Here is a 22,238-nt window from a genome sequence, read left to right on the forward strand (position 1 = left end):
GCGCTCCCATGCCCCGACCCGGCCCGCCGCAGGCGTGCGGCATCTTGCGGGTAAACAACCCCAACGAGTGAACTAACCGACAGTGTTACTGATGTGACGGACTGTTCGGACCAGACTGGGCGGCTCATCCAGTCCGGCCAACTCCACAGGGGTCTCGTTCGTCATGCCCGTGCCCAGCACTGTTCTCCGTACCGCCGCCGCCACCGCCCTCGTCGCTTTCCTGACGGTGCCCGCCGCACACGCCGCCGAGCCGAGCCCCGGCAAGGCCAACGCCGTCACGGCCGAACTCGACCTCGACGTCAGCGTGCTGGGCCGGACGGCCGCCGTGCCGGTGAACATCTCGCTGAACAAGGTGCAGTCCCCGGCCAGCAAGGACGGCACCGCGCTGACCGCCACCGTGGCGGGCGTGGACCAGGGCCGCCCGGTCGAGCTGGTCCGCGCCGAGGTGGGGCGTTCGACCACCAAGGCCGACGGGAGCGGCGCCTCCGCGCGGGTGCAGCTGACCAAGGCCGACCTCGGGGTGCCCGGCCTGGTCGGGGCCCCGCTGCTCGCGGTCGAGGCGCTCACCGCCGAGGCGACCTGCCCGGTGGACGGGCCGCCCACCGCCAAGGTGGACTCCCCGGCCAGGATCACGGTGCTGGGCAAGCCGGTCACCCTCAAGGTCGAGGGCCCGACCAAGGTGGACGTCCCCGGCGTCGGCAAGCTGGACGTCACCTTCTCCAAGCGCGCCACCACGAGCAGCACCGCCGCCGCCTCCGCCCTGGAGGTGGAGCTGGACCTCAACCCGCTCCAGCTGAACGTCGCCAAGGTCACCGGGAAGATCACCGTCGCCTCGGTCAGCTGCGAGAAGCCCGCCCCGCGCCCCTCCGCGAGCGCCTCGCCGAGCAGCGGGCCGAGCGCCGAGCCGAGCAGGGCCAACCGCGCCGTCCCGGCCGTGGCGAGCCAGAGCCCCACCCGGCCCGGCGAGCAGCTGGCCGCCACCGGCAGCAGCGGCACCGGCACGACGGTGGCCGTCGCCGGCACCCTGCTGCTGGTCGGCGCGGTCGCGCTCCGCCTCACCCGCCGCCGCCGGGCGCACGCCCGCAGGCACTGAGGTCCCGGAATGTGCCCGTCTGACGGAATCGTCGGCCCACATTCCGGACCTGACACTGTCGGACCGTGCCGGTGCCGCTGCGGACGGTTGGTTCACATGGGCGTTACATCGGAGGAACAACCGGGAAACGGCGGCTTGCGACGCTACGCGGGCACCCACCACCCAAGCAGTGAGGTTCACCGCAATGGCGATCAAGGCCGAGTACATCTGGATCGACGGCACCAAGCCGACCGCGAAGCTCCGTTCCAAGACTCGCGTCCTGCCGAACGCCGACAAGATCCCGACCTGGGGCTTCGACGGTTCCTCGACCAACCAGGCCGAGGGCCACGCGTCGGACCGCGTGCTCGACCCGGTGAAGGTCGTCAAGGACCCGATCCGCGGCGGTGACAACATCCTCGTCCTCTGCGAGGTGCTGGAGACCAACGGCGACGCCCACGAGTCCAACACCCGCGCCGCGCTGCGCGAGGTCGCCGAGAAGTACGCCTCGCAGGAGTCGATCTTCGGCATCGAGCAGGAGTACACCTTCTTCAAGGGCTCCCGTCCGCTCGGCTTCCCGGAGGGCGGCTACCCGGCCCCGCAGGGCGGCTACTACTGCGGTGTCGGCGCCGAGGAGGTCTTCGGCCGCGAGATCGTCGAGCTGCACCTGGACCGCTGCCTGGACGCCGGTCTGGCGATCTGCGGCATCAACGCCGAGGTCATGCCCGGCCAGTGGGAGTTCCAGATCGGCCCCGTCGACGCGCTGACCGTCTCGGACGACATGTGGATCGCCCGCTACCTGCTCTACCGCACCGCCGAGGAGTTCGGCATCGACGCCACCCTGGACGCCAAGCCGGCCCGTGGTGACTGGAACGGTGCGGGTGCCCACACCAACTTCTCCACCAAGGCGATGCGCGAGGGCTACGACGCCATCATCACCGCCTGCGAGTCGCTCGGCGCCTCGCAGGAGATCGTCCTGGAGCACGTCAACCAGTACGGCGACGACATCCAGTCCCGCCTGACCGGCAAGCACGAGACCGCCCCGTGGAACGTCTACTCCTACGGCGTCTCCGACCGCGGCGCCTCGGTGCGCATCCCGTGGCAGGTCGAGGTGGACCAGAAGGGCTACATCGAGGACCGTCGCCCGAACGCCAACGTCGACCCGTACGTCGTGACCCGCCTCCTGATCAACACCTGCTGCGAGGCCCTGGAGAAGGCCGGCCAGGTCTGATCCGGCTGACGCCGCGTCACGGCTGACCGAGTGTCACGGAGACCCGCTCACCCCCGGGGGGAGAGCGGGTCTCCGCCGTTCCCCGCCATCCCTGCCATCCTTGCCGCATGGACGACTTCACCCCCGAGCAGCTCGCCCGAGGCCGGGCCCTGCGCCGGGCCCAACTGCCGTGGGCGCTCGGCGCCCGCGCGGTCGGCCTGCTGCTCCCGCTCGCGCTCGGCCTGACCTCCGCCGGGGCCGGGCTGGTCTCCTGGGCCGGGGGCCTGTTCGGGGGCTCGCGCACCGCCGAGGTGCTCGCCGGGGTGGCGGCCCTGGTGCTGCTCTCCCAGCTCGCCGGGCTCCCGTTCGGGGCGCGGCTGCGGGAGGTCCGCCGCGGGTACGGGCTGGTCACCCAGGGCTGGGGCGGCTGGGCGGTCGACCAACTGCGCGGCCTGGCGCTGAGCCTGCTGCTCGGCCTCCCGCTCGGGTACGGCCTGTACGCCCTCACCGACCGTTCCCCGGACGGCTGGTGGCTGCCCGCCGCCGGGGCGGCGGCCGTGCTGGTGGTGCTGCTGTCCTTCCTCTTCCCGCTGCTGGTGGAGCCGCTGTTCAACCGCTTCACCCTGCTGCCCGAGGGCGAACTGCGCACCGCGCTGCTGGAGTTGGCGCGCCGGGACGGCATCCGGGTGCGCGAGGTGCTGGTCGCCGACGCCTCCCGGCGCACCACCGCGCTCAACGCCTACGTCTCCGGCTTCGGCGCCACCCGGCGGATCGTCTGCTACGACACCCTGCTGGCCACCGCCGACCCGCGCGAGACCGAGCTGGTGGTCGCGCACGAGCTCGGCCACGTGAAGCACCGGGACGTCCTCACCGGCACCACCCTCGCCGCCCTCGGCGCCGCCCTCGCGGTCGGCCTGCTCGGCCTGCTGACCTCCTGGCAGCCGCTGCTCACGGCCGCCGGGGCCGACTCGGCGGCCGACCCGCGCTCGCTCTTCCTGTTCGCCGCCTGCGGGGCACTGCTCTCCGCCCTGGCCGGGCCCGCCCAGTGCGCCGCCAGCCGCCGGATCGAGACCCGGGCCGACCGGCACGCCCTCGAACTCACCGGCGACCCGGCGCAGTTCATCGCCATGCAGCGCCGCCTCGCGGTCACCAACGTCGCCGACGTGGACCCGCCGCGCTGGGTCGTCCTGCTCTTCGCCACCCACCCCACCACCACGGCCCGGATCGCCGCCGCCCGGGCCTGGACGGCGGCGTAGCGGCCTCGAGTGGGGTCAGCGCAGGTCGACCGAGCGGATCGGGGTGGAGTTCAGCAGCGAGGCCAGCTGGCCGTCGCCCTCGGAGAGCGCGTGCGCGGTGCAGTTGCCCAGCACGCGGCCGCCCGGCAGGTCCGGGGTGAGGAAGGCCGCCATCGCCAACCCCTGCTGGGTGCCCAGCTTGCCGACCTCCTCGCAGGAGGTGTCCAGCGCACCCTGCAGCCCGTTCTCCTCCTGCACGGCCTGGGCGGTGGCGGGAGCGAAGGCCAGCGCGGCCAGGGTGGCGGCGGTCACGGCGGTCGCGGCCTTACGGATCATCAGAGCAGCCTCTCGGAAAGCGGTTCGCGGTCGCCCCCGATCATCCCGCCCGCCGCACCCCCGTCCCCCCGAAGTCCGGCCCTCCCGGCCCGACTTCGCCGTCAGGGGTGACGCTCCCTCACCCGTACGGTGGATCCCCGGCCGCCGCCGCCACCCACCCGCGTTGACCACCACGGCCGGCCCGGGCACCATCCCGTGAACTCGGCACACGGCCCTGCACTGCGCGCCCTGCCGTACAGGCCGGTCCGGTGCAGCAGTTGGCAGCAGGCCGGCCGCCCGGGGTGGACGACGAGCTGGAGCCGCGGGATGCCGAGTGGATCGCCGCGCACCATCCGGGGCCCGCGCTGACGGTGTGGGTGGACCACCGCCACGGGCTCGGCGAGGCGCACTTCGGGCTGCTGGCGGAGTGGGCCGGAGGGCTCCGTGGCGGGGCTGAGTAGGGTGGGTGGGACAGAGTGTCGGGACAGCAGTGGGAGCAGACGTGAGTGAGCCGGCCGGCAGTGCCCTCCAGCGGGAGATCGCCCGGGAGCTCGAGGTCGCGGAGGCGTTCGAGGCCGAGGCGGAGATCGAGCGGCGGGTGGCCTTCCTGGCCGAGCGGATGACCTCCACCGGGCTGCGGTCGCTGGTGCTGGGGATCAGCGGCGGGGTGGACTCGACCACCGCCGGCCGGCTCTGCCAGCTGGCCGTCGAGCGGGCCCGGGCGGCGGGGCACCAGGCGGAGTTCTACGCGATGCGGCTGCCCTACGGGGTGCAGGCGGACGAGAAGGACGCGCAGCTGGCGCTCTCCTTCATCGAGGCCGACCACGTGCTGACCGTGGACGTGAAGCCCGCCAGCGACGCCATGCTGGCCGCCGTGCTGGCCGGCGGCACCGCCTTCCGGGACGCCCACCACCAGGACTTCCTGCTCGGCAACGTCAAGGCCCGCCAGCGCATGATCGCCCAGTACGCGGTGGCCGGTGCCCACGACGGCCTGGTGGTCGGGACCGACCACGCGGCCGAGGCGGTCTCCGGCTTCTTCACCAAGTTCGGTGACGGCGCCGCCGACCTGGTGCCGCTGACCGGCCTGACCAAGCGCCGGGTGCGCGCCGTCGCGGACGCCCTCGGCGCCCCGGCCGAGCTGGTCTGGAAGGTGCCGACCGCCGACCTGGAGAACCTCGACCCGGGCAAGGCCGACGAGGACGCGCTCGGCGTCACCTACGACGAGATCGACGACTTCCTGGAGGGCAAGCCGGTCGACGCGGCCTCCTTCGAGAAGATCGTCAACCGCTACCGGCTGACCGACCACAAGCGCCGCCTCCCGATCGCCCCCTGAAGTCCCGGGCCCGCCGCCTCCCTTGACGCGCCGTCCGCCCGGCCGTGACCCTGTGACCTCCGCAGGAACGACACGGGGGACCCAGATGCCCGACACCAGAAGCCTCGCCAAGGGCGCCAACGCCCCGCTCACCGGACCGGAGGTGACCGTCACGGTCACCTCCGGCGGGGTGGCGGTGGACGTCTCGGCGCTCCTGGTCGACGAGCGGGGCAAGGTCAGGACCGACCAGGACCTGGTCTTCTTCAACAACCCGCACCGCGACGGCGTGCGCCTGGACGGGGCGCGGATCACCGCCCGGCTGGCCGAGCTCCCCGCGGAGGTGGCCGCCGTGGTGGTGGTCGCCAGCGTGGACGTGGAGCTGCCCGGCACCACCTTCCGGCCGGAGACCACGCCCTCGGTGCGGATCGGCGACGGCACGGCGGCGGAGCTGGAGTTCGTCCCGCCGGGGATGGCGGACGGCGAGACGATCCTGGTGCTGGCCGAGCTCTACCGGCGCGGCACGCTCTGGAAGGCCCGCGCCGTCGGCCAGGGCTACGCGGGCGGGCTGGCCGCGCTGGCCACCGACTACGGCGTGAGCGTCGAGGACGAACCCGCACCGGCCGCTCCCGAACCCGCCGTCGCCCCCACCCCCGCTCCCGCGGTCCTCCCCGCTCCTGCGGTCGCCCCCGCTCCTGCGGTCGCCCCCGCTCCCGCGGTCCTCCCCGCTCCTGCGGTCGCCCCCGCTCCTGCGGTCGCCCCCGCTCCTGCGGTCCTCCCCGCTCCTGCGGTCGCCCCCGCTCCTGCGGTCGCCCCCGCTCCCGCGGTCCTCCCCGCTCCTGCGGTTGCCCCCGCTCCTTCCGCCGCTCACACTCCCGCCCTCGCCGCCCCCGCGATCAGCCTGGAGAAGGTCGCCGCCGTCGCCCCCGCGCTGCTGACGAAGTACCAGAGCGCCGGGGCCTCCCTGCAGCGGCTCGGGCTCGCCGGACAGCGGGCGGCCGTCTACCTGGTGCTGGACTACTCGGGAAGCATGGGGCGGTTCTACGACCGCGGCGACGTCCAGGTCTTCGCCGAGCAGGTGCTCGGCCTGGCGGCCAACCTCGACGACGACGGCACCGTCCCGCTGGTGCTCTTCTCCCACACCATCGCCAAGACCACCGAGCTCGAACTCGCCACCCACCAGGGCCGGATCAACGAGGTCCGCGAGGGCGTCTTCATGGGCGGTACCAACTACGCCCCGGCCATCAAGGCCGTCACCAAGCTGCACGAGCGCCGCGCCCCCGGCACCCCGGCGCTGGTGGTCTTCCAGACCGACGGCGACCCCTCGGACGGCGGTGCCACCCGGCGGGCCCTGAAGTCGGCGTCCAAGCAGCCGCTGTTCTGGAAGTTCGTCGGCTTCGGCCGCCGCGAACAGCTCGGCTTCCTGGCCGGGTTGGACGACCTGGACGGCCGCAAGGTGGACAACGCCGACTTCTTCGCGGCCGGCGACGACCCGCGCTCCTGGCAGGAGGACGCGCTCTACGACGCGCTGCTGGAGGAGTACCCGCGCTGGCTGGCCGAGGCCACGGCGCTGGGGATCGTGCGCCGGACCTGAGCTGGGCAGGGGTACTCACGACCGCCGTCGGACGGGTGCGGCATGATCGGCACGACCGTGCCGCACCCCTCGTGAACCGGAGCCCCGCCGTGAGACGCCTCCTGCTGCCCGCTGTCGCCGGCCTGCTCCTGACCGCGGCCGCCTGCGGCAGCCGTCCGGCACCGTCCGGCCCCGGGGCGATGGTGCCCCCGGTCCAGGCCTCGGCCGCGCAGCGGGCGACCGAGGCGCTGGCCGCGCACGACGCCCGCTTCCCGGAGGTGGCGCAGCGCTGTGCCGCCGTCACCGACGCCACCGCGACGCCCTCCGCGGCCACCGGCGGCGGCCCCGCGCCGGAGAACCCCAAGTACGCGGAGAACCACGCCTTCAAGACCACCCTCGGGCTCTCCGCCACGGCCCGCTGCCGGGGCGAGGCGCACGCCGCCCGCCTGGTGGCGGCGCTTCCGCGCGACGGGATGGCGGCGGGGGAGGCCTCGGTGCGGGCCACGGTGGAGAACCTCGGCTACCCGCGCGAGATCGTCCAGGTCCAACTGGACTACGCGCCGGGGCTGCTGGCCCTCTTCGTCCCGGGCGTCGGGCCGTGCGTGACGGTCCGGTTCGGGCCGACCGTGAACGCCGAGGTGCACGGCGTCTACATGGAGGGCGGCTGCCTCGAACCCAAGGGCGGGCACTGACCACCCGTCAGGGCAGCAGCTCCCGGAGCACCGCGACGAAGGCGTCCGTGGTGGCCTCGTCCCGGACCGCGATCCGCAGCCAGTCCGGGCCCAGGCCCGGGAAGGTGTCGCCGCGGCGGAGCGCGTAGCCGGCCCCGCGCAGGCGCTCGCGCAGCGCGGCGGCGCCGGGGACGTGGACGAGGAGGAAGGAGGCGGCCGGCTCCCCGTGCACGGTGACGGCCGGGAACTCCGCCAACCGGGCCAGCAGATGGGCGCGTTGGGCCGCGATGGTGTGGGCGGCGGCCTCCGCCTCGGCCAGCGCGGCGGGGGTGCTGCACGCCTCGGCGGCGGCCAGCGCGGGGGTGGAGACCGGCCAGAGCGGCTGGGCGGCGGCGAGGCGGGCGATCAGCCCGGCGGGGCCCAGTACGTAGCCGATCCGCAGTCCGGCCAGGCCCCAGGTCTTGGTCAGACTGCGCAGCACCACCACCTCACCGGGCAGGTCGCGCAGGCCGGCCAGGCTCTCGCGCTCGCCGGGGACGGTGTCGACGAAGGCCTCGTCCACCACCAGGGTCCGGCCGGGGCGGGCGAGGGCGGCGAGGGTGGCGGCGGGGTGCAGGACCGAGGTGGGGTTGGTCGGGTTGCCGACCACCACCAGGTCGGCCTCCTCGGGGACGGCGCCGGGGGTGAGGCGGAAGCCGTCGGCGGGGGAGAGCAGCACCCGGCCGACGCGGTGCCCGGCGTCGCGCAGTGCCGCCTCCGGCTCGGTGAACTGCGGGTGCACCACCACGGCGTGACGGGGCGCCAGCACCCGGGCCAGCAGCACGAACGCCTCCGCCGCCCCCGAGGTCAGCAGCACCTCCTCCACCGGCCGCCCGTGCCGCCCCGCGACGGCGGCCCTGGCCCGGCTCCCCTCGGGGTACGCCGCCAGGTCGCCCAGGGTCGCGGCCAGCCGCTCCCGCAGCCACTGCGGCGGCGTCCCGGTCCGCACGTTCACCGCCAGGTCCACCAGCCCGGCCGCCCGCACCTCCGCGTCCCCGTGATGCCGCAGATCCGGCTCCCCGCCGGGCCCTCCCGGGGGGAGGGCTGTGCCGGGCTCCGCCGTGTCAGGCCCGGTCCCCGTCGCGGTGCTTCCGTGCCCGTTCCCCTCGGCGGCCCTGGCCGGGCCCGGCGTCGCGATGGCGACGGTGGCGCGGGCGGAGCGGTGCTTGGGGGCGAGCAGGCGGGCGCCGGTGCCGGCGGCGAGCAGGGCGGCGGCTTCGGCCACGCTCGGGGTGCCGACCGCCGCCGCGGCCGTCCCGGAGGGGTGCGGGACCGGGACGGCGGCGAGCTCCTCGGCGGGGTAGCCGGAGAGCGGGACGGCGAGGGCGGCGGCCGCGGCGAGCAGCCCGGCCTCGGCGGTCTTGGCGCTGACGGTGGCCAGCCGGGCCACGTCGCGGCGGTCGCGGCCGAGGCCGGCCAGGGTGGCGTCGATCAGGGCCAGCACCTCGGCTCCCGGCACTCCGCTGCCGCCGCCGACGCCGATGACCAGGGAGGGCTGCTGCACGGGGGCTTCTCCGGACTCCTGACGACCGATGGACCGCCGGAATCCCATCACGCCTGGCCAGAGGCGGTCAATGCCGCTCAGTCGGCCGTGGCGACCGTCACCTCGGGCCGGTGGTGCACCGGGAAGTTGACCGAGTTGGCGATGAAGCAGGCCCGGTTGGCGTCGGCGTGCAGGGCGATCGCCTTCTCCACCATGCCGGGCTCGGTCACCACCACCCGGGGCCGCAGCTCCGCCTCGGTGAAGCGCCCGTCCCCGGCCCCCTCGACCATGGTGCCGACCGGCTCGTCCACGTAGGCGGTGACCACCACCTTGTTCACGGCGCAGAGGTGCAGGTACGAGAGCAGGTGGCACTGGGAGAGCGCGGCGAGCAGCAGCTGCTCCGGGTTCCAGCGGGAGGGGTCGCCCCGGAAGAGCGGGTCGGAGCTGCCGATGATGGTCGGCAGGCCCTCGGCCGCGACTTCGTGGGAGCGCTCGTAGGCGCGGTAGTTCGCGGTGCCGGCGCCGGTGTTCCCGGTCCAGGTCACGGCGAGGGTGTAGGTGTGCTGACGGCTCATCACGTCTCCGGAGGGTGCGGGGTGGTCGTGAGGTCTGGACCTGTCGGCCCTGGTCGCTGCATCAGTTCAGTTGTGTGGAACGGCAGTTCAGAGGGGGTGTGACGGTCTGTCGTTCACGAGACCGCCATGGGGGTTTCACCCGTCGATATGCGGTACGACTAATATCCATCCGTCAGAGTCCTATCAGATTCGACCAGTTGTGAACGACTGGTGCCACGTCCGAAGGAGCTAGCCCTGCGCACGCGCGCTTCCAGCCGGATCGTCACGGGCCGACTGTCGCTCCGCGCGACCCTGCTCGTGCTGGCCATTGTCCCCGGGCTGGCGCTGGCCGCCCTCTGGGCGGTCACCAGCGGACAGCTCCTCTTCGACTTCCAGCGCCAGGCGGCCCAGGGCCTGCTCGCGCAGGAGGCCGGTCAGCCGTCCAACATCGTGTACTACAACCTCCAGGAGGAGCGGCGCCTGAGCGCCGACGTCCTGGCCACCCACAGCGGGGTCAACGACGCGCTGCGGGCGCAGCGGGTCAAGACCGACCAGGCCATCGCCGACTTCCAGAAGCTCTCGGGCGTGTCGGCCGACGACGCGCCCGAGGAGGTCCGCGAGGCGGTCCGGGAGGCCCGGCAGGCCATCACCCAGCTGCCCGCCCAGCGGGCCCTGGTGAACAGCGGCAGTGAGCAGCAGCAGGCCGCCGTCTACGGCTACTACACCGACCTGATCGCGGTGGACCTCAAGCTGTTCTCCGCGCTCAGCCACGTCGACAACGGCCGGATCACCACCATCTCCCAGCCGCTGGTGAACCTGTTCTGGGCCAAGGAGATGGTCTCCCGCTCGGACGCCCTGCTGGCCCGCGGCTGGCCGAGCGGCTCGCTCGCCCCCGAGGACCACCTCCTGCTGCGGCAGGCGATCGCCGAGCAGACCTTCCAGTACAACACCCTGGTCGCGCCCTACCTCCCGGCCGAAGAGACCGCCATGTGGCAGCAGATCGCCACCGGGCAGTCCTGGCAGGCCAAGACCCGGGCCGAGCAGGAGCTGCTCAAGCAGGCCGCCCCCGGCCGGGACGGCCGGATCGCGCTGACCGCGGACCGGGACGTCTGGCGCCAGTCGATCGACGCCATCACCCCGCAGCTGGTCGCGCTGATGGAGCACCGCACCGGTCTGGTGGTCGAGGAGGGCAAGGGCAGCATCATGACCCTGGCCCTGCGGCTGCTGCTGACCACCGTGGTCGGCCTGATCGCGGTGGTCGCGGTCGCGGTCACCTCCTGGCGGCTCACCCGCACCCTGCGCCGCCGGATCGGCCGGCTCCAGGAGCAGGCCGAGGAGCTGGAGAACACCCTGCCCGCCGTGGTCGAACGCCTCGGCAACGGGGAGCAGATCGACGCCGAGGAGCAGGCCCGGGCGATCGAGCCCGACCCCTGGGCCCGCACCGAGGACGAGCTGGCCAAGCTGGCCGAGGCCTTCAACCTGGCCCGTGCCAGTGCGATCCAGGCCGCCGTCGCCCAGGCCGAGCAGCACCGCGGCTTCGAGCGGCTGCTCCAGCGGATCGCCCGCCGCACCCAGCTGCTGATCGGTCAGCAGCTGAAGAAGCTGGACGAGTTGGAGCGCCGGCACGAGGACCCGGAGATCCTGGAGGGCCTCTTCGACCTCGACCACCTCACCGCGCGCCTGCGCCGCTACGAGGAGAACCTGGTGATCCTGGCCGGCGGCACCCCGCACCGCCGCTGGCGCAAGCCGGTCCCGCTGCTGGACGTGATGCGCGCCGCCCAGGGCGAGGTGCAGGACTACCGCCGGGTCGTCATCGACCTGGACGGCAGCCCCTGGCTCTCCGAGCGCGCCGTCGGTCCGGTGGCCCACGTGCTCGCCGAGCTGATCGAGAACGCGCTCAGCTTCTCCCGCCCGCCGAACCCGGTCGAGCTCCGGGCCGGCCGGGTCAGCCGGGGCGTGGCGATCGAGGTCGAGGACCGCGGCCTCGGCATGGACGAGGACCAGATCGACGAGGCCAACCGCCTGATGACCCGTCCGCCCCGCACCGACGTGCTGGCCCGCGGCGACGACATCCGGCTCGGCTTCTACGTGGTGGCCCGCCTGGCGGCCCAGCACGGCCTGCGGATCGAGTTCCGCCAGTCGGCCTTCGGCGGCACCCGGGTCGTGGTGCTCGTCCCCGAGGAGCTGATCGTCCCGGACCCGACGGTCCGCCCGCTCGCCGTCGCCCCGCAGCAGGACGGCGGCCTGCCCACCCGCTCGCGCGGCCAGGCGCTGGCCGGCGTCACCGCCATCGGCGGCGCCGACCGGTACGCCACCGTCGAGCCGCTCCCGCAGCTCGGCGGGCCGCCGGCGGCACCGCTCGGGGAGCAGGTGACGGTCCGTCACGACCTCCCCGCGCTGCCCGCGGGGTTCGCCGCCCCGGAGCCGTTCCGCGCGGAGCCGTTCCAGCCGGAGCCGTTCCAGCCACAGGCCCACCAGCCGCAGCCCTACGAGCCCGCGCCGTTCCAGCCGGAGCCCCACCGCCCCGAGCCGCAGTGGCAGGCCGAGCCGTACGGGGCGGAGTCGTACGGGACCGAGCCGTACGCGGCGGAGCCGCACCGCACCGACCCCGAGCACGTCCGGCCCGAGCCCCACCAGCCGGAGCCGTACCACCCGGAGCCGGTGTCCGACCTTCCGGGCGGCGAACCGCCGCTGCCCCGCCGGGTCCGCCAGGCCAGCCTGGTGGACGAGCTGCGGATCGACCTCGACGGTCCGCAGCCCGCCCCCGTGCCGCCCCGTTGGGACGAGAACCCGCTGTTCCGACCGGCCCCCCGACGGGCCGGAGCAGCCATCGGTGCGTTCCAGCGGCGGTCCCGGGAGGCCCGCTCCGGTGACACCGGAAACCACCACACCACCATCCCGACGAGAGAAGACCGGACATGACGACGCGTACAACCGCCACCCACCAGGACCTCGACTGGCTGCTGGACGGCCTGGTGGACCAGGTGGCCGGGACGAGGCACGCCGTCCTGCTGTCCGACGACGGCCTGGTGGTCAGCCACTCCCGCACCATCGACCGCTCCGACGCCGAGCGGCTGGCCGCCGTCGCCACCGGCCAGCAGAGCCTGGCCCGCGGCGTCGGTCAGCTGTTCAACGGCGGGCCGGTGCACCAGGTGATCGTCGAGCTGGCCGAGCTCTGGCTGTTCGTCATCGCCGCCGGGCAGGGCACCCACCTGGCCGTGGTCGCCTCCCAGGACGTCGACGCCGAGGTGATGTCGCTGGCCATGCACAACCTGGTGCAGCAGGTCGGCCAGAAGCTCGGCGCCGCCCAGCGCGGCGAGTTCGACGCGTTCGCCGCCCGGAGCGGGCAGCGCGGGTGACCTCCTACTGGGACGAGGAGGAGGGCGACGACGGTGCGGACAGCATGGTCCGGCCGTACACCATCACCTCCGGCCGCACCGTGTCCGAGCGGGACGACCTCACCCTGATCACCCTGCTCACCAGCGCGCCGGCGCCGGTCGACGCCTACGGCGCGCCGGCCCGGCCCGGCCGGCTCCAGCCGGAGCACCGGATGATCCTGGACCGCTGCCGCCGCCCCGCCGCGGTGGCCGAGGTCGCCGCCGACCTGGACCTGCCGGTCTCGGTGACCAAGATCCTGCTCGGCGACCTGGTCGAGCAGGGGCTGCTGACCGCCCGCGCCCCGATCTCGGTGGCCCGGGCCGCCGGCGGGGCCGACCGGAGTCTGCTGGCCGCCGTACGCGAAGGCCTGAGGAGGCTTTGAGATGACGACCACTCAGGCGGGCGCCAACGCCGTCAAGATCCTGATCGCCGGCGGCTTCGGCGTCGGCAAGACCACCATGGTCGGGGCCGTCAGCGAGGTCGCCCCGCTGCGCACCGAGGAGTACCTCACCACCGCCAGCGTCGGCGTGGACGACCTGGCCGGGGTCGGCCAGAAGGAGACCACCACCGTCGCCCTGGACTTCGGCCGGATCACCGTCAGCCCCGAGCTGGTGGTGTACCTGTTCGGCACCCCGGGCCAGGAACGGTTCTGGTTCATGTGGAACGACCTGGTCAACGGCGCGCTCGGCGGGGTGGTCATCGCCGACACCCGCCGGCTGGAGACCAGCTTCGCCTCGATCGACTTCTTCGAGAGCCGCGGCATCCCGTTCGTGGTGGCGATCAACTGCTTCCACGGCGTCAACACCCGGACCCCGGAAGAGATCCGGGCCGCGCTCGACCTCGACCCGCACGTCCCGATGCTGGTCGGCGACATCCGCGAACGGCCCTTCGGCCGGGACGTGCTGCTCGCCCTGGTCGACCACCTGATGGCCCTCCCCGTCGCCTGACCCCGTCCCCCGCGAACCTCCCCCGAACCAACGGAGACACCCCATGGCACAACCCCTGCGCGTCCTCGTCCACGGCGGCGGCATCGGCGGCCTGAGCCTCGCCGTCGCCCTCGCCCGCCGCGGCCACACCGTCGAGGTCGCCGAGGTGCGCGATGAGCTCGACGCGCTCGGCGTCGGCATCATCCAGCCCTCCAACGCGCTGCACGTGATGCGCGAACTCGGCGTCCTGGACGACTGCCTGAAGGCCGGCTTCGAGTGGGAGGTGCTGACCATCTGCGACCCGGCCGGCGCCACCCTGGCCAAGATCCCCCAGCCCCGGATGGACGAGGCCCCCGCCAACAACGGCATACCCCGCCCGGCCCTGGCCGAGCTGCTCGGCCGGGCCGCCGCCGAGGCCGGCGCCACGGTGCGCTTCTCCACCACCGTCGCCGAACTCGCCGACGACGGCGAGGGCGTGGACGTCACCCTCTCCGACGGCACCGCCGGCCGCTACGACCTGGTGGTCGGCTTCGACGGGATCGGCTCCCCGCTGCGCACCCGCCTGTACGGCGAGCGCTACCGCCCCGAGTACACCGGCTTCGCCAACTGGCGGGTCACCGTGCCCCGGCAGCCCGAGGTGCAGGGCGTGGTGATGAGCACCGGGAACCAGGCCGCCAAGGCCCTGCTCACCCCGATCACCGACGAACTCATGTACCTGGGCGCCGTGTTCGCCGAGACCGAGGACTTCCGCCCGGACCCGGAGCGGGCCCACGAGCAGCTCGCCGAGCGCCTGGCCGGCTTCTCCGGCCCGGTCGCCGAGGCGCTCGGCCACGTCACCGACCCGGCCGCCGTGGTCTACTCCCGGATCTCCCAGGTCACCGTCGACGAGCCCTGGCACGTCGGCCGGGTGGTGCTGGCCGGCGACGCCGCGCACGCCTCCACCCCGCACCTCGCCCAGGGCGCCGCGATGGCCGTCGAGGATGCCCTGGTGCTCGCCCAGGAGCTGGACGCCGCCGAGTCCGTGCCCGCCGCCCTGGCCGCCTGGGAGGCCCGCCGCCGCCCGCGCGCGATGTTCGTCCAGTCGCTCTCCCGCGCCGTCCTCAAGCAGGAGACCGGCACCCCCACCACCCCCGAGGAGGACGAGCTCCTCAAGATCGGCATCCCCGGCGCCGCCCACGTCCTGGTGAAGCCCTACTGACGCACCCTCGCGCGGGGCTGTCCGGCGGATAACCGCTGGACAGCCCCTGCAGGGTGGGCGAGCATCCGTGCGTGACAGAACGATCAGCTCCGTGGACCTCCGCCCCCGACGCCCCGCTCCAGGTCAGCCTGGTGCAGGTGCCCCGCCCCGTGATGGGCCTCCTGATGGAGGGTGACCTCACCGCCGCCGTCGCCGAGTTGGGCCTGCCGTTGGCCGACTACGCCGCCGACGAGAGGATGCGCGGCACCTGGCGCCGCCGCTACCACCAGATCGCCGACGACCCCACCAGTGCCGACTGGGTCACCCGGGCCGCGCTCTCCGGCGAGGTGCCGATCGGCGCCGCCGGCTTCCACGGCCCGCCGGACGAGCGCGGCATGGTCGAGGTCGGCTACGGGGTCGACCCCGCCCACCGCCGCCGCGGCTACGCCAAGGCCATCCTCGCCGCCCTGATCCGGCAGGCGGAGGCCGAACCGGAGGTGACCGTCGTCCGCGCCACCATCAGCCCCGACAACGAGGCCTCCCTCGCCACCGTCGCCGCCTTCGGCTTCACCCACGTCGGCGAACAGTGGGACGACGAGGACGGCCTGGAGCTGATCTACGAACTCCCGCTCCGGTAGCGCCCCTTCGGGAGAACGTGATGCTTCGGGGGCGCGAGGAACTGCGCGAAGCGGAAGGCGCGGACCCGTGTGCCGGGTACGGAGATTCACGTGTACGTGAGCGTCCGCACCCGGCACACGGGCCGCCGCCTCCCGTCTCGCGCAGTTCCTCGCGCCCCTAGACCCCCTGCCGGGTGGCCGCCGCCGCGCGGACGAAGCGGACCGCCAACTCCGGTGCCCCCGCCCAGTGCAGGTGCAGGTACGACGCGTGGACCGAGCCCTCGACGAAGCCCTCGGTCTGCGGTCCGGTCGGGCTGCGCCAACCCCAGGCCGGGGCCGGGCCCGCCCCGGGCTCGCAGACCGTCCGGTGGAACTCGTGCCCCCGCAGCCGGGTCCCGGCCGGGGCGAGCACGCTGTCCGTCAGCGCCACCGCCTCCCGGTAGCCCAGGGTCAGACGCTGCGTCATCCGGGAGGTGGTGTCCACCACCCCGCACATCGCGACGCCGTCCAACTCCCGCCCCAGGTACAGCAGTCCGGCGCACTCCGCAGCCACCGGCGCCCCCGAGGCGGCCAGCTCCGCGATCGCCTTCCGCAGCCCCTCGTTGGCGCTGAGCTCCCCGACGTACATCTCCGGGAAGCCGCCCCCGATCACCAACCCGGCCGTGTCCGCCGGGAGTTCGGAGTCCCGCAGCGGGTCGAACGGGACCACCTCGGCCCCGGCCGCCGCCAGCAGCTCCGCGTTCTCGGCGTACGAGAAGGAGAACGCCGCCCCGCCCGCCAGGGCGATCCGCGGGCGCCCCGGCACGACCTCGACCTCGTCCTCGGCGGACCACGGTGCTTCCGTCAGCTCGGGGGCCGTCCGCGCCAGCTCCAGCACGGCGTCCAGGTCCACCGAGGCGGCGATGAGTTCACCCATGTCCCGGACGGCCGTCAGGGCCGCCTCCGAGCGCTCCACGGCCGGGATCAGGCCGAGGTGCCGCGACGGGGTGGCGACCGAGGCCGAGCGTCGGACGGAGCCGAGCACCGGCACGCCGCCGCCCTCCTCCAGCGCCTCCCGCAGCAGCTGCTCGTGCCGGTCGGAGGCGACCCGGTTGAGGATCACCCCGGCCAGCCGGACCTCCGGGTCCCAGGAGGCGAAGCCGTGCACCAGCGCGGCCACCGAGCGGGACTGCGAGGAGGCGTCGACCACCAGCACCACGGGTGCCCGCAGCAGCTTGGCCACGTGCGCGGTGGAGGCCAGCTCCCCGCGCCCGGCGGCGCCGTCGTGCAGGCCCATGACGCCCTCGACCACGGCCACGTCGGCCCCGGCGGCGCCGTGCAGGAAGAGCGGGGCGATCCGCTCCGGCCCGCACATGAAGGCGTCCAGGTTGCGCCCCGGCCGCCCGGCGGCCAGCGCGTGGTAGCCGGGGTCGATGTAGTCGGGGCCGACCTTGTGCGGGGAGACGGCGAGCCCGCGCGCGGCGAGCGCGGCGATCAGGCCGGTGGCGACGGTGGTCTTGCCCGCCCCCGACGAGGGGGCGGCCACGACCAGACGGGGGATGTTCACAGACTCGGGCTTCCTACTACCACTCGATGCCGCGCTGGCCCTTGCGGCCGGCGTCCATGGGGTGCTTCACCTTGGTCATCTCGGTGACCAGGTCGGCGAGTTCGAGGAGCTCGTCCTTGGCGTAGCGGCCGGTGATCACCACGTGCTGGTTGCCCGGGCGGTTCTTCAGCACGTCCACCACCTCGGCCACGTCCACCCAGCCCCAGTGCATCGGGTAGGTGAACTCGTCCAGCACGTAGAAGCGGTACTTCTCCGCCGCCAGGTCGCGCTTGACCTGCTCCCAGCCCTCCTTGGCGGCCTCCTCGGAGGACTCGATGTCGCGCTGGACCCAGGACCAGCCCTCGCCCATCTTGTGCCAGTCCACCGTGCCGCCCTCGCCGGAGGCGCCGAGCACCTTGAGCGCGTTCTCCTCGCCGACCTTCCACTTGGCCGACTTCACGAACTGGAACACCCCGACCGGCCAGCCCTGGTTCCAGGCCCGCAGCGCCATCCCGAAGGCGGCGGTGGACTTGCCCTTGCCGGGGCCGGTGTGCACAGCGGTGATCGGCTGGGTGCGGCGCTGACGGGTGGTCAGGCCGTCGTCGGGGACGGTCTCGGGCTGGCCCTTGGGCATGGGTTCAGGCTGCCTTTCGCAGGGAGGAGGAGGGGCGGTGCGCGTGCACCAGGGCGGCGACGCCCTCGGCGCGGAGTTCGTCCAGGGTGACGGCGGGGCCGCCCAGCTGGCCCGCCAGGGTGCGGGCCAGGCCGAGCCGGACGTGGCCGGACTCGCAGTCCAGCACCACGCTGGCGGTGCCCTGGGCGGCCAGCAGCCCGGCCGCCCGGCCGGCCTGCGCCAGCGCGTCCTTGCCGCCGGTGGCGCGGCCGTCGGTGACCACGACCAGGAGCGGGCGGCGGTGCGGATCGCGCATCCGCTCGATCCGCAGGGTCTCGTGGGCCCGCAGCAGCCCGGCCGCCAGCGGGGTGCGGCCGCCGGTCGGCAGCTGCTCCAGCCGGGCCGCGCCGACCTCCACCGAGGAGGTGGGCGGCAGCGCCAACTCGGCCCCGGCGCCGCGGAAGGTGACCATGCCGATCTTGTCCCGGCGCTGGTAGGCGTCCATCAGCAGGGAGAGCACGGCGCCCTTGACGGCGGTCATCCGCTGCCGGGCCGCCATCGAGCCGGAGGCGTCCACCACGAACAGCACCAGGTTGGACTCCCGCCCCTGGCGCACCTGCTCGCGGAAGTCGTCCTTGCGCAGCCGCAGCGCCCGCGAGTCACGCCCCCGGGCCACCTGGTGCGGGGCGGCCGCCCGCAGGGTGGCGCTCAGGTGCAGCCGGGCCAGCTGGCCCTGCGGGCGGCGGGCCCGGATGGTGTGCCCGCCGTCGGTCTCGGCGGGGGAGCGGCGCCCCTGGGCGCCCTTCCCGGTGCCGGGCACCTTGAACAGCCTGGTCCGGTACGGCTCCCCGGCGGAGGCCACCGGCGCGTTCGAACTCCCGCCCTGGGAGGGCACGTTCGGCTCGGCCTCGGGAGCCTCCGAGGGGGCCTCCGGGGCGGCGCTGCCGTCCGGCGCGTCCCCCTGCGGCTCGGGAGCGCCGCCGCCACCGTCCGGGCCGCCACCGCTGTCGTCCGGCCCGTCGCCCTCCGGCGGCTCGGGCTCGTCGCGGTGCTCGTCCAGGGTGCGGTCCAGCTGCTCCTCGTCCAGGCCCGGCGCGTCGAAGGGGTTGCGGCGGCGCCGGTGCGGCAGGGCCAGCTGGGCGGCCTTGCGGACGTCCTCCTCCAGCACCTCCGTCCGGCCCTCCCAGGCGGCCAGTGCGACGGCCGTGCGGGCCATCACGATGTCCGCCCGCAGGCCGTCCACCTCGAACGCGGCGCAGACGGCGGTGATCTGACGCAGCGCCAGGTCGGTCAGCTCCACCTGCGGGAGCAACTCCCGCGCGGTGGTGATCCGTTCGGCCAGCGCCGTCTCCTCGGCGTCGAACCGCGCCGCGAAGCCCGCGGGGTCGGCGTCGTAGGCCAGCCGCCGCCGGACCACCTCGGCCCGCTCCTCCGGGTCCCGGGTGGCCGCGATCTCCACCGTGAGGCCGAAGCGGTCGAGCAGCTGCGGACGCAGCTCGCCCTCCTCCGGGTTCATCGTGCCGACCAGCAGGAAGCGGGCCGCGTGCCGCACCGAGACGCCCTCGCGCTCCACGTAGGAGCGGCCCATCGCGGCGGCGTCCAGCAGCAGGTCCACCACGTGGTCCTGGAGCAGGTTCACCTCGTCGATGTAGAGCACGCCCCGGTGCGCCCTGGCCAGCAGGCCGGGCTCGTACGCCTTCACGCCCTCGGCCAGTGCCCGCTCCAGGTCCAGCGAGCCGACGATCCGGTCCTCGGAGACGCCGACGGGCAACTCGACCAGGTACGCGGGCCGTTCGTCACCCGCCACCTCGGCGTGCGGGCCGTCCGGGCACTGCGGGTCCGGGCTCGCCGGGTCGCAGGCGAAGCGGCAGCCGGGCACGGCGGCGATCGAGGGCAGCAGCCCGGCCAGCGCGCGCACCATGGTCGACTTGGCGGTGCCCTTCTCGCCGCGCACCAGCACCCCGCCGACGGCGGGGGAGACGGCGTTCAGCAGCAGCCCGAGCCGCAGGTCGGGCATCCCGACGATCGCGGTGAAGGGGTAACGCACGTCGGTCATCGCTCGGTCTCCACGGTGTGCGGCGCCCCCGGCGGGACGAAGGGCAGGCCGGCGGGTGCGCCGGATTCGATCATTCTCCACAGGGCGTCGGTGTCGGCGTGCTCCTCAATCAGGTCACCGAGCCGGTCCAGCCGCTCCTCGCGGGCCGCCGCGAAGGAGGTGTCCGGCGCGGGCACGAACGCCCGTCCGGCCAACTTCGCGACCATCCGCAGCAGTTCGCGCCGGAAGCCGTCGTTCTCCAGCGCCCCGTGCCAGGTGGTGCCGTACACCGGGCCGACCCGGCAGCCGTCCAGGAAGGCCTCGGCGCTCTCCTCGACCGTCACCACGCCGTGGTGGATCTCGTACCCCTCCACCCGCTCGCCGAAGGCCTCGCCGACCGGCCGGGCCAGCACCTTCTCCCGGCCGAACACCACCCGGGTCGGCAGCAGCCCGAGACCGTCCACCCGCCCGGCCCTGGACTCCACCTCGTCCTCGATCTCCCGGCCGAGCATCTGGTACCCGCCGCAGACCCCGAGCACCGGCAGCCCCGCCGCCACCCGCTCCCGCAGCACCGGCTCCAGGCCGCGCTCGCGCAGCCAGGCCAGGTCCGCCACGGTGGCCCGGGTGCCGGGCAGCACCACCAGGTCCGCGTCGGCCAGCTCCTCGGCCCTGGTCGCCCAGCGCACCAGCACGCCCGGCTCCTGGGCCAGCGCGTCCAGGTCGGTGAAGTTGGACAGCCGGGGGAAGCGCACCACGGCCACCCGCAGCACGTCCTTGCCGACCGGCCCGCGCACCGCGCCCCGGTCCACCACCGTGGTCAGGTCCAGCGAGTCCTCGGCGTCCAGCCACAGGCCCGGCAGCATCGGCAGGGTGCCGAGCACCGGACGGCCCGTCAGCTCGTGCAGCATCCTCAGCCCGGGCTCCAGCAGCCGCGCGTCGCCCCGGAACTTGTTCACGAACCAGCCCGCCACCAGCGCCTGGTCCTCGGCCGAGAGCAGCGCCAGCGTCCCGTACATCGCGGCGAACACCCCGCCCCGGTCGATGTCGCCGACCACCACCACGGGCAGCTTCGCCGCGGTGGCCAGCCCCATGTTGGCGATGTCCCGGTCCCGCAGGTTGATCTCGGCCGGCGAACCGGCGCCCTCGCAGACCACCACCTCGAACCGGCTGCGCAGGTCCGCCAGGCACTCCAGCGAGCGCTCCAGCAGGTACGGCTTGCGCTCCCGGTAGTCCAGCGCGCCGACCTCGGCCACCGGCTTGCCCAGCAGCACCACCTGGCTGCGCGCATCCGCCCCGGGCTTGAGCAGCACCGGGTTCATCGCCGCCTCCGGCTCCACCCGGGCCGCCTGCGCCTGCATCGCCTGGGCCCGGCCGATCTCGGCGCCGTCGGCGGTGACGAAGGAGTTCAGCGACATGTTCTGCGCCTTGAACGGGGCGACCCGCACCCCCTGCCGGGCCAGCCAGCGGCAGATGCCCGCCGTCACGACGCTCTTCCCGGCGTCCGAGGTGGTCCCGGCGACCAGCAGCGCGTTGCTCACGTTGTCCTCCTCTTCCGGCCCGCACCGGAGATGACGGCCCGTCCGACCAGTGCGACGCCCAGCGCCAGCACGCCCACCCGGCGCGACAGGGCGCAGGCCCGCTCGATGTCCCGCACGCCCACGGGGCGCAGCTCCGCCCCGAGCACCGGCCGGTGCTCCACGCGCTCCCCGTACTGCAGCGTGCCCCCGAGGCGCACCCCCAGGGCCCCCGCGAAGGCCGACTCCGCCTGCCCGGCGTTCGGGCTCGGGTGTGACGAACCGTCACGCCGCCACACCCGCCAGGCCGTCCCCGGCTCCGGCGCGGCCGCCACCGTCAGCAGCGCGGTCAGCCGCGCCCCCGGCCAGCCCGCCACGTCGTCCAGCCGCGCCGAGGCCCAGCCGAACCGCAGGTACCGCGCCGAGCGGTGGCCCACCATGGCGTCCAAGGTGTTGACGGCCCGGAAGGCCAGCAGCCCGGGCGTCCCGGCCAGCGCCCCCCAGGTGAGCGCGTTCACCACGGCGTCGGCGGTGTTCTCGGCCACCGACTCCACCACCGCGCGGGCGATCTGCTGCCCGTCCAGGCCGCTCGGATCCCGCCCGCACAGGTGCGGCAGCCGCTCCCGGGCCGCCGTCAGGTCCCCGGCCTCCAGCGAGGCCCCGATGGTCCGGGCCTCCTTGGTCAGTGAGCTGCCGCCCAGCACCGTGAAGGTCGCGGCGGCGGCCAGCGCGGCACTCGCCACCGGGCTGCGGCGCGCGGCCCGCCCGGCCAGCGCAGCCCCCGCGGCGACGGCCCCGACGCAGACGGCGGTGTACGCGGCACCCACGGCGCGGTCGTCGCGCCAGATCCGGCGCTCCAGCCGCGTCGCGGCCGTACCGAACAGCGCCACCGGATGGCCGCGCCGGGGATCGCCGAAGCGGGCGTCCGCCAGGTAGCCGGCGGCGGCGCCCAGCAGAAAGGGGGTCAGACGGCGCACGGTGCGGGCGAGTCGGCG

At 74.5% G+C, this 22,238-nt stretch carries 21 protein-coding genes; 13 read left to right on the forward strand and 8 right to left on the reverse strand.

The window, feature by feature from the left end; all coding sequences use genetic code 11:
- The first annotated feature begins 169 nt into the window (after positions 1 to 169).
- The 3 genes from ACWEPF_RS04130 (at position 170) to ACWEPF_RS04140 (ending at position 3,535) form a co-directional block, all read left to right on the forward strand.
- The gene (locus ACWEPF_RS04130) at positions 170 to 1,093 is read left to right on the forward strand and encodes an SCO1860 family LAETG-anchored protein (protein WP_452171325.1); all 924 of its coding nucleotides are present in this window, start codon (positions 170 to 172) and stop codon (positions 1,091 to 1,093) included.
- Positions 1,094 to 1,277: 184 nt separating this feature from the next.
- On the forward strand, positions 1,278 to 2,300 hold the full coding sequence (gene glnII, locus ACWEPF_RS04135) for a glutamine synthetase GlnII (RefSeq protein ID WP_345281242.1): 1,023 nt from the start codon (positions 1,278 to 1,280) through the stop codon (positions 2,298 to 2,300).
- A gap of 107 nt (positions 2,301 to 2,407) precedes the next feature.
- Positions 2,408 to 3,535 (forward strand): M48 family metalloprotease, encoded by a 1,128-nt coding sequence (locus ACWEPF_RS04140; RefSeq protein WP_452171326.1) that lies wholly within the window; start codon positions 2,408 to 2,410, stop codon positions 3,533 to 3,535.
- Between the two features lie 15 nt (positions 3,536 to 3,550).
- Here the strand turns inward: ACWEPF_RS04140 and ACWEPF_RS04145 are convergent, their stop codons facing one another.
- Entirely contained in the window at positions 3,551 to 3,850 is a 300-nt protein-coding gene (locus ACWEPF_RS04145) for a hypothetical protein (RefSeq protein ID WP_452171327.1), read from the reverse strand.
- 257 nt (positions 3,851 to 4,107) lie between these two features.
- Here ACWEPF_RS04145 and ACWEPF_RS04150 point away from each other — a divergent pair, with 257 nt between their 5' ends.
- The 4 genes from ACWEPF_RS04150 to ACWEPF_RS04165 all read left to right on the forward strand — a co-directional run bounded on the left by ACWEPF_RS04150 (position 4,108) and on the right by ACWEPF_RS04165 (position 7,403).
- Complete coding sequence (locus ACWEPF_RS04150; RefSeq protein WP_452171328.1) at positions 4,108 to 4,290, forward strand: hypothetical protein; 183 nt, start codon at positions 4,108 to 4,110, stop codon at positions 4,288 to 4,290.
- Between the two features lie 41 nt (positions 4,291 to 4,331).
- Entirely contained in the window at positions 4,332 to 5,162 is an 831-nt protein-coding gene (gene nadE, locus ACWEPF_RS04155) for an ammonia-dependent NAD(+) synthetase (RefSeq protein WP_452171329.1), read from the forward strand.
- Positions 5,163 to 5,247: 85 nt separating this feature from the next.
- Positions 5,248 to 6,732: a VWA domain-containing protein gene (locus ACWEPF_RS04160; protein WP_452171330.1), complete on the forward strand. Its 1,485-nt coding sequence runs from the start codon at positions 5,248 to 5,250 to the stop codon at positions 6,730 to 6,732.
- Positions 6,733 to 6,821: 89 nt separating this feature from the next.
- A complete protein-coding gene (locus ACWEPF_RS04165; RefSeq protein ID WP_452171331.1) occupies positions 6,822 to 7,403 on the forward strand; it encodes a hypothetical protein in 582 nt (193 codons plus the stop codon).
- Between the two features lie 7 nt (positions 7,404 to 7,410).
- Here the strand turns inward: ACWEPF_RS04165 and cobC are convergent, their stop codons facing one another.
- On the reverse strand, positions 7,411 to 8,973 hold the full coding sequence (cobC, locus tag ACWEPF_RS04170; RefSeq protein WP_452171332.1) for an Rv2231c family pyridoxal phosphate-dependent protein CobC: 1,563 nt from the start codon (positions 8,971 to 8,973) through the stop codon (positions 7,411 to 7,413).
- Between the two features lie 29 nt (positions 8,974 to 9,002).
- Positions 9,003 to 9,479 carry an OsmC family protein gene (locus ACWEPF_RS04175; RefSeq protein ID WP_345281235.1) on the reverse strand — a complete coding sequence of 159 codons (477 nt, stop codon included), beginning with the start codon at positions 9,477 to 9,479 and terminating at the stop codon, positions 9,003 to 9,005.
- Between the two features lie 210 nt (positions 9,480 to 9,689).
- Here ACWEPF_RS04175 and ACWEPF_RS04180 point away from each other — a divergent pair, with 210 nt between their 5' ends.
- The 6 genes from ACWEPF_RS04180 to ACWEPF_RS04205 all read left to right on the forward strand — a co-directional run bounded on the left by ACWEPF_RS04180 (position 9,690) and on the right by ACWEPF_RS04205 (position 15,577).
- Positions 9,690 to 12,380, forward strand: a complete 2,691-nt coding sequence (locus ACWEPF_RS04180) for a nitrate- and nitrite sensing domain-containing protein (RefSeq protein WP_452171333.1) — start codon at positions 9,690 to 9,692, stop codon at positions 12,378 to 12,380.
- The gene (locus ACWEPF_RS04185) at positions 12,377 to 12,817 is read left to right on the forward strand and encodes a roadblock/LC7 domain-containing protein (protein WP_380149045.1); all 441 of its coding nucleotides are present in this window, start codon (positions 12,377 to 12,379) and stop codon (positions 12,815 to 12,817) included. The genes ACWEPF_RS04180 and ACWEPF_RS04185 overlap by 4 nt, the downstream gene beginning before the upstream one ends.
- A 44-nt stretch (positions 12,818 to 12,861) precedes the next feature.
- Positions 12,862 to 13,218, forward strand: coding sequence for a DUF742 domain-containing protein (locus tag ACWEPF_RS04190; protein ID WP_452171362.1), 357 nt, complete (start codon positions 12,862 to 12,864; stop codon positions 13,216 to 13,218).
- A 1-nt stretch (position 13,219) separates the two neighbouring features.
- Entirely contained in the window at positions 13,220 to 13,783 is a 564-nt protein-coding gene (locus tag ACWEPF_RS04195; RefSeq protein ID WP_452171334.1) for a GTP-binding protein, read from the forward strand.
- Positions 13,784 to 13,826: 43 nt separating this feature from the next.
- On the forward strand, positions 13,827 to 14,960 hold the full coding sequence (locus tag ACWEPF_RS04200; RefSeq protein ID WP_452171335.1) for an FAD-dependent monooxygenase: 1,134 nt from the start codon (positions 13,827 to 13,829) through the stop codon (positions 14,958 to 14,960).
- Positions 14,961 to 15,031: 71 nt separating this feature from the next.
- Positions 15,032 to 15,577 carry a GNAT family N-acetyltransferase gene (locus ACWEPF_RS04205; RefSeq protein WP_452171336.1) on the forward strand — a complete coding sequence of 182 codons (546 nt, stop codon included), beginning with the start codon at positions 15,032 to 15,034 and terminating at the stop codon, positions 15,575 to 15,577.
- A gap of 157 nt (positions 15,578 to 15,734) precedes the next feature.
- On the opposite strand, the gene ACWEPF_RS04210 is transcribed toward ACWEPF_RS04205, so the two are convergent.
- Genes ACWEPF_RS04210 through ACWEPF_RS04230 form a run of 5 tightly spaced genes read right to left on the reverse strand, consistent with a single transcriptional unit; the run spans position 15,735 to position 22,220 of the window.
- On the reverse strand, positions 15,735 to 17,102 hold the full coding sequence (locus ACWEPF_RS04210) for a cobyrinate a,c-diamide synthase (RefSeq protein WP_452171337.1): 1,368 nt from the start codon (positions 17,100 to 17,102) through the stop codon (positions 15,735 to 15,737).
- 16 nt (positions 17,103 to 17,118) lie between these two features.
- Complete coding sequence (gene cobO / locus ACWEPF_RS04215) at positions 17,119 to 17,715, reverse strand: cob(I)yrinic acid a,c-diamide adenosyltransferase (RefSeq protein ID WP_380149053.1); 597 nt, start codon at positions 17,713 to 17,715, stop codon at positions 17,119 to 17,121.
- A gap of 4 nt (positions 17,716 to 17,719) precedes the next feature.
- Positions 17,720 to 19,750 carry a putative cobaltochelatase gene (locus ACWEPF_RS04220; protein ID WP_452171338.1) on the reverse strand — a complete coding sequence of 677 codons (2,031 nt, stop codon included), beginning with the start codon at positions 19,748 to 19,750 and terminating at the stop codon, positions 17,720 to 17,722.
- Positions 19,747 to 21,267 (reverse strand): cobyric acid synthase, encoded by a 1,521-nt coding sequence (locus ACWEPF_RS04225; protein ID WP_380149057.1) that lies wholly within the window; start codon positions 21,265 to 21,267, stop codon positions 19,747 to 19,749. Before ACWEPF_RS04225 ends, ACWEPF_RS04220 begins: the two co-directional genes overlap by 4 nt.
- Positions 21,264 to 22,220 (reverse strand): cobalamin biosynthesis protein, encoded by a 957-nt coding sequence (locus tag ACWEPF_RS04230; protein ID WP_380149059.1) that lies wholly within the window; start codon positions 22,218 to 22,220, stop codon positions 21,264 to 21,266. Before ACWEPF_RS04230 ends, ACWEPF_RS04225 begins: the two co-directional genes overlap by 4 nt.
- Between the last annotated feature and the right edge of the window lie 18 nt (positions 22,221 to 22,238).

Source organism: Kitasatospora sp. NPDC004289, assembly GCF_053602875.1.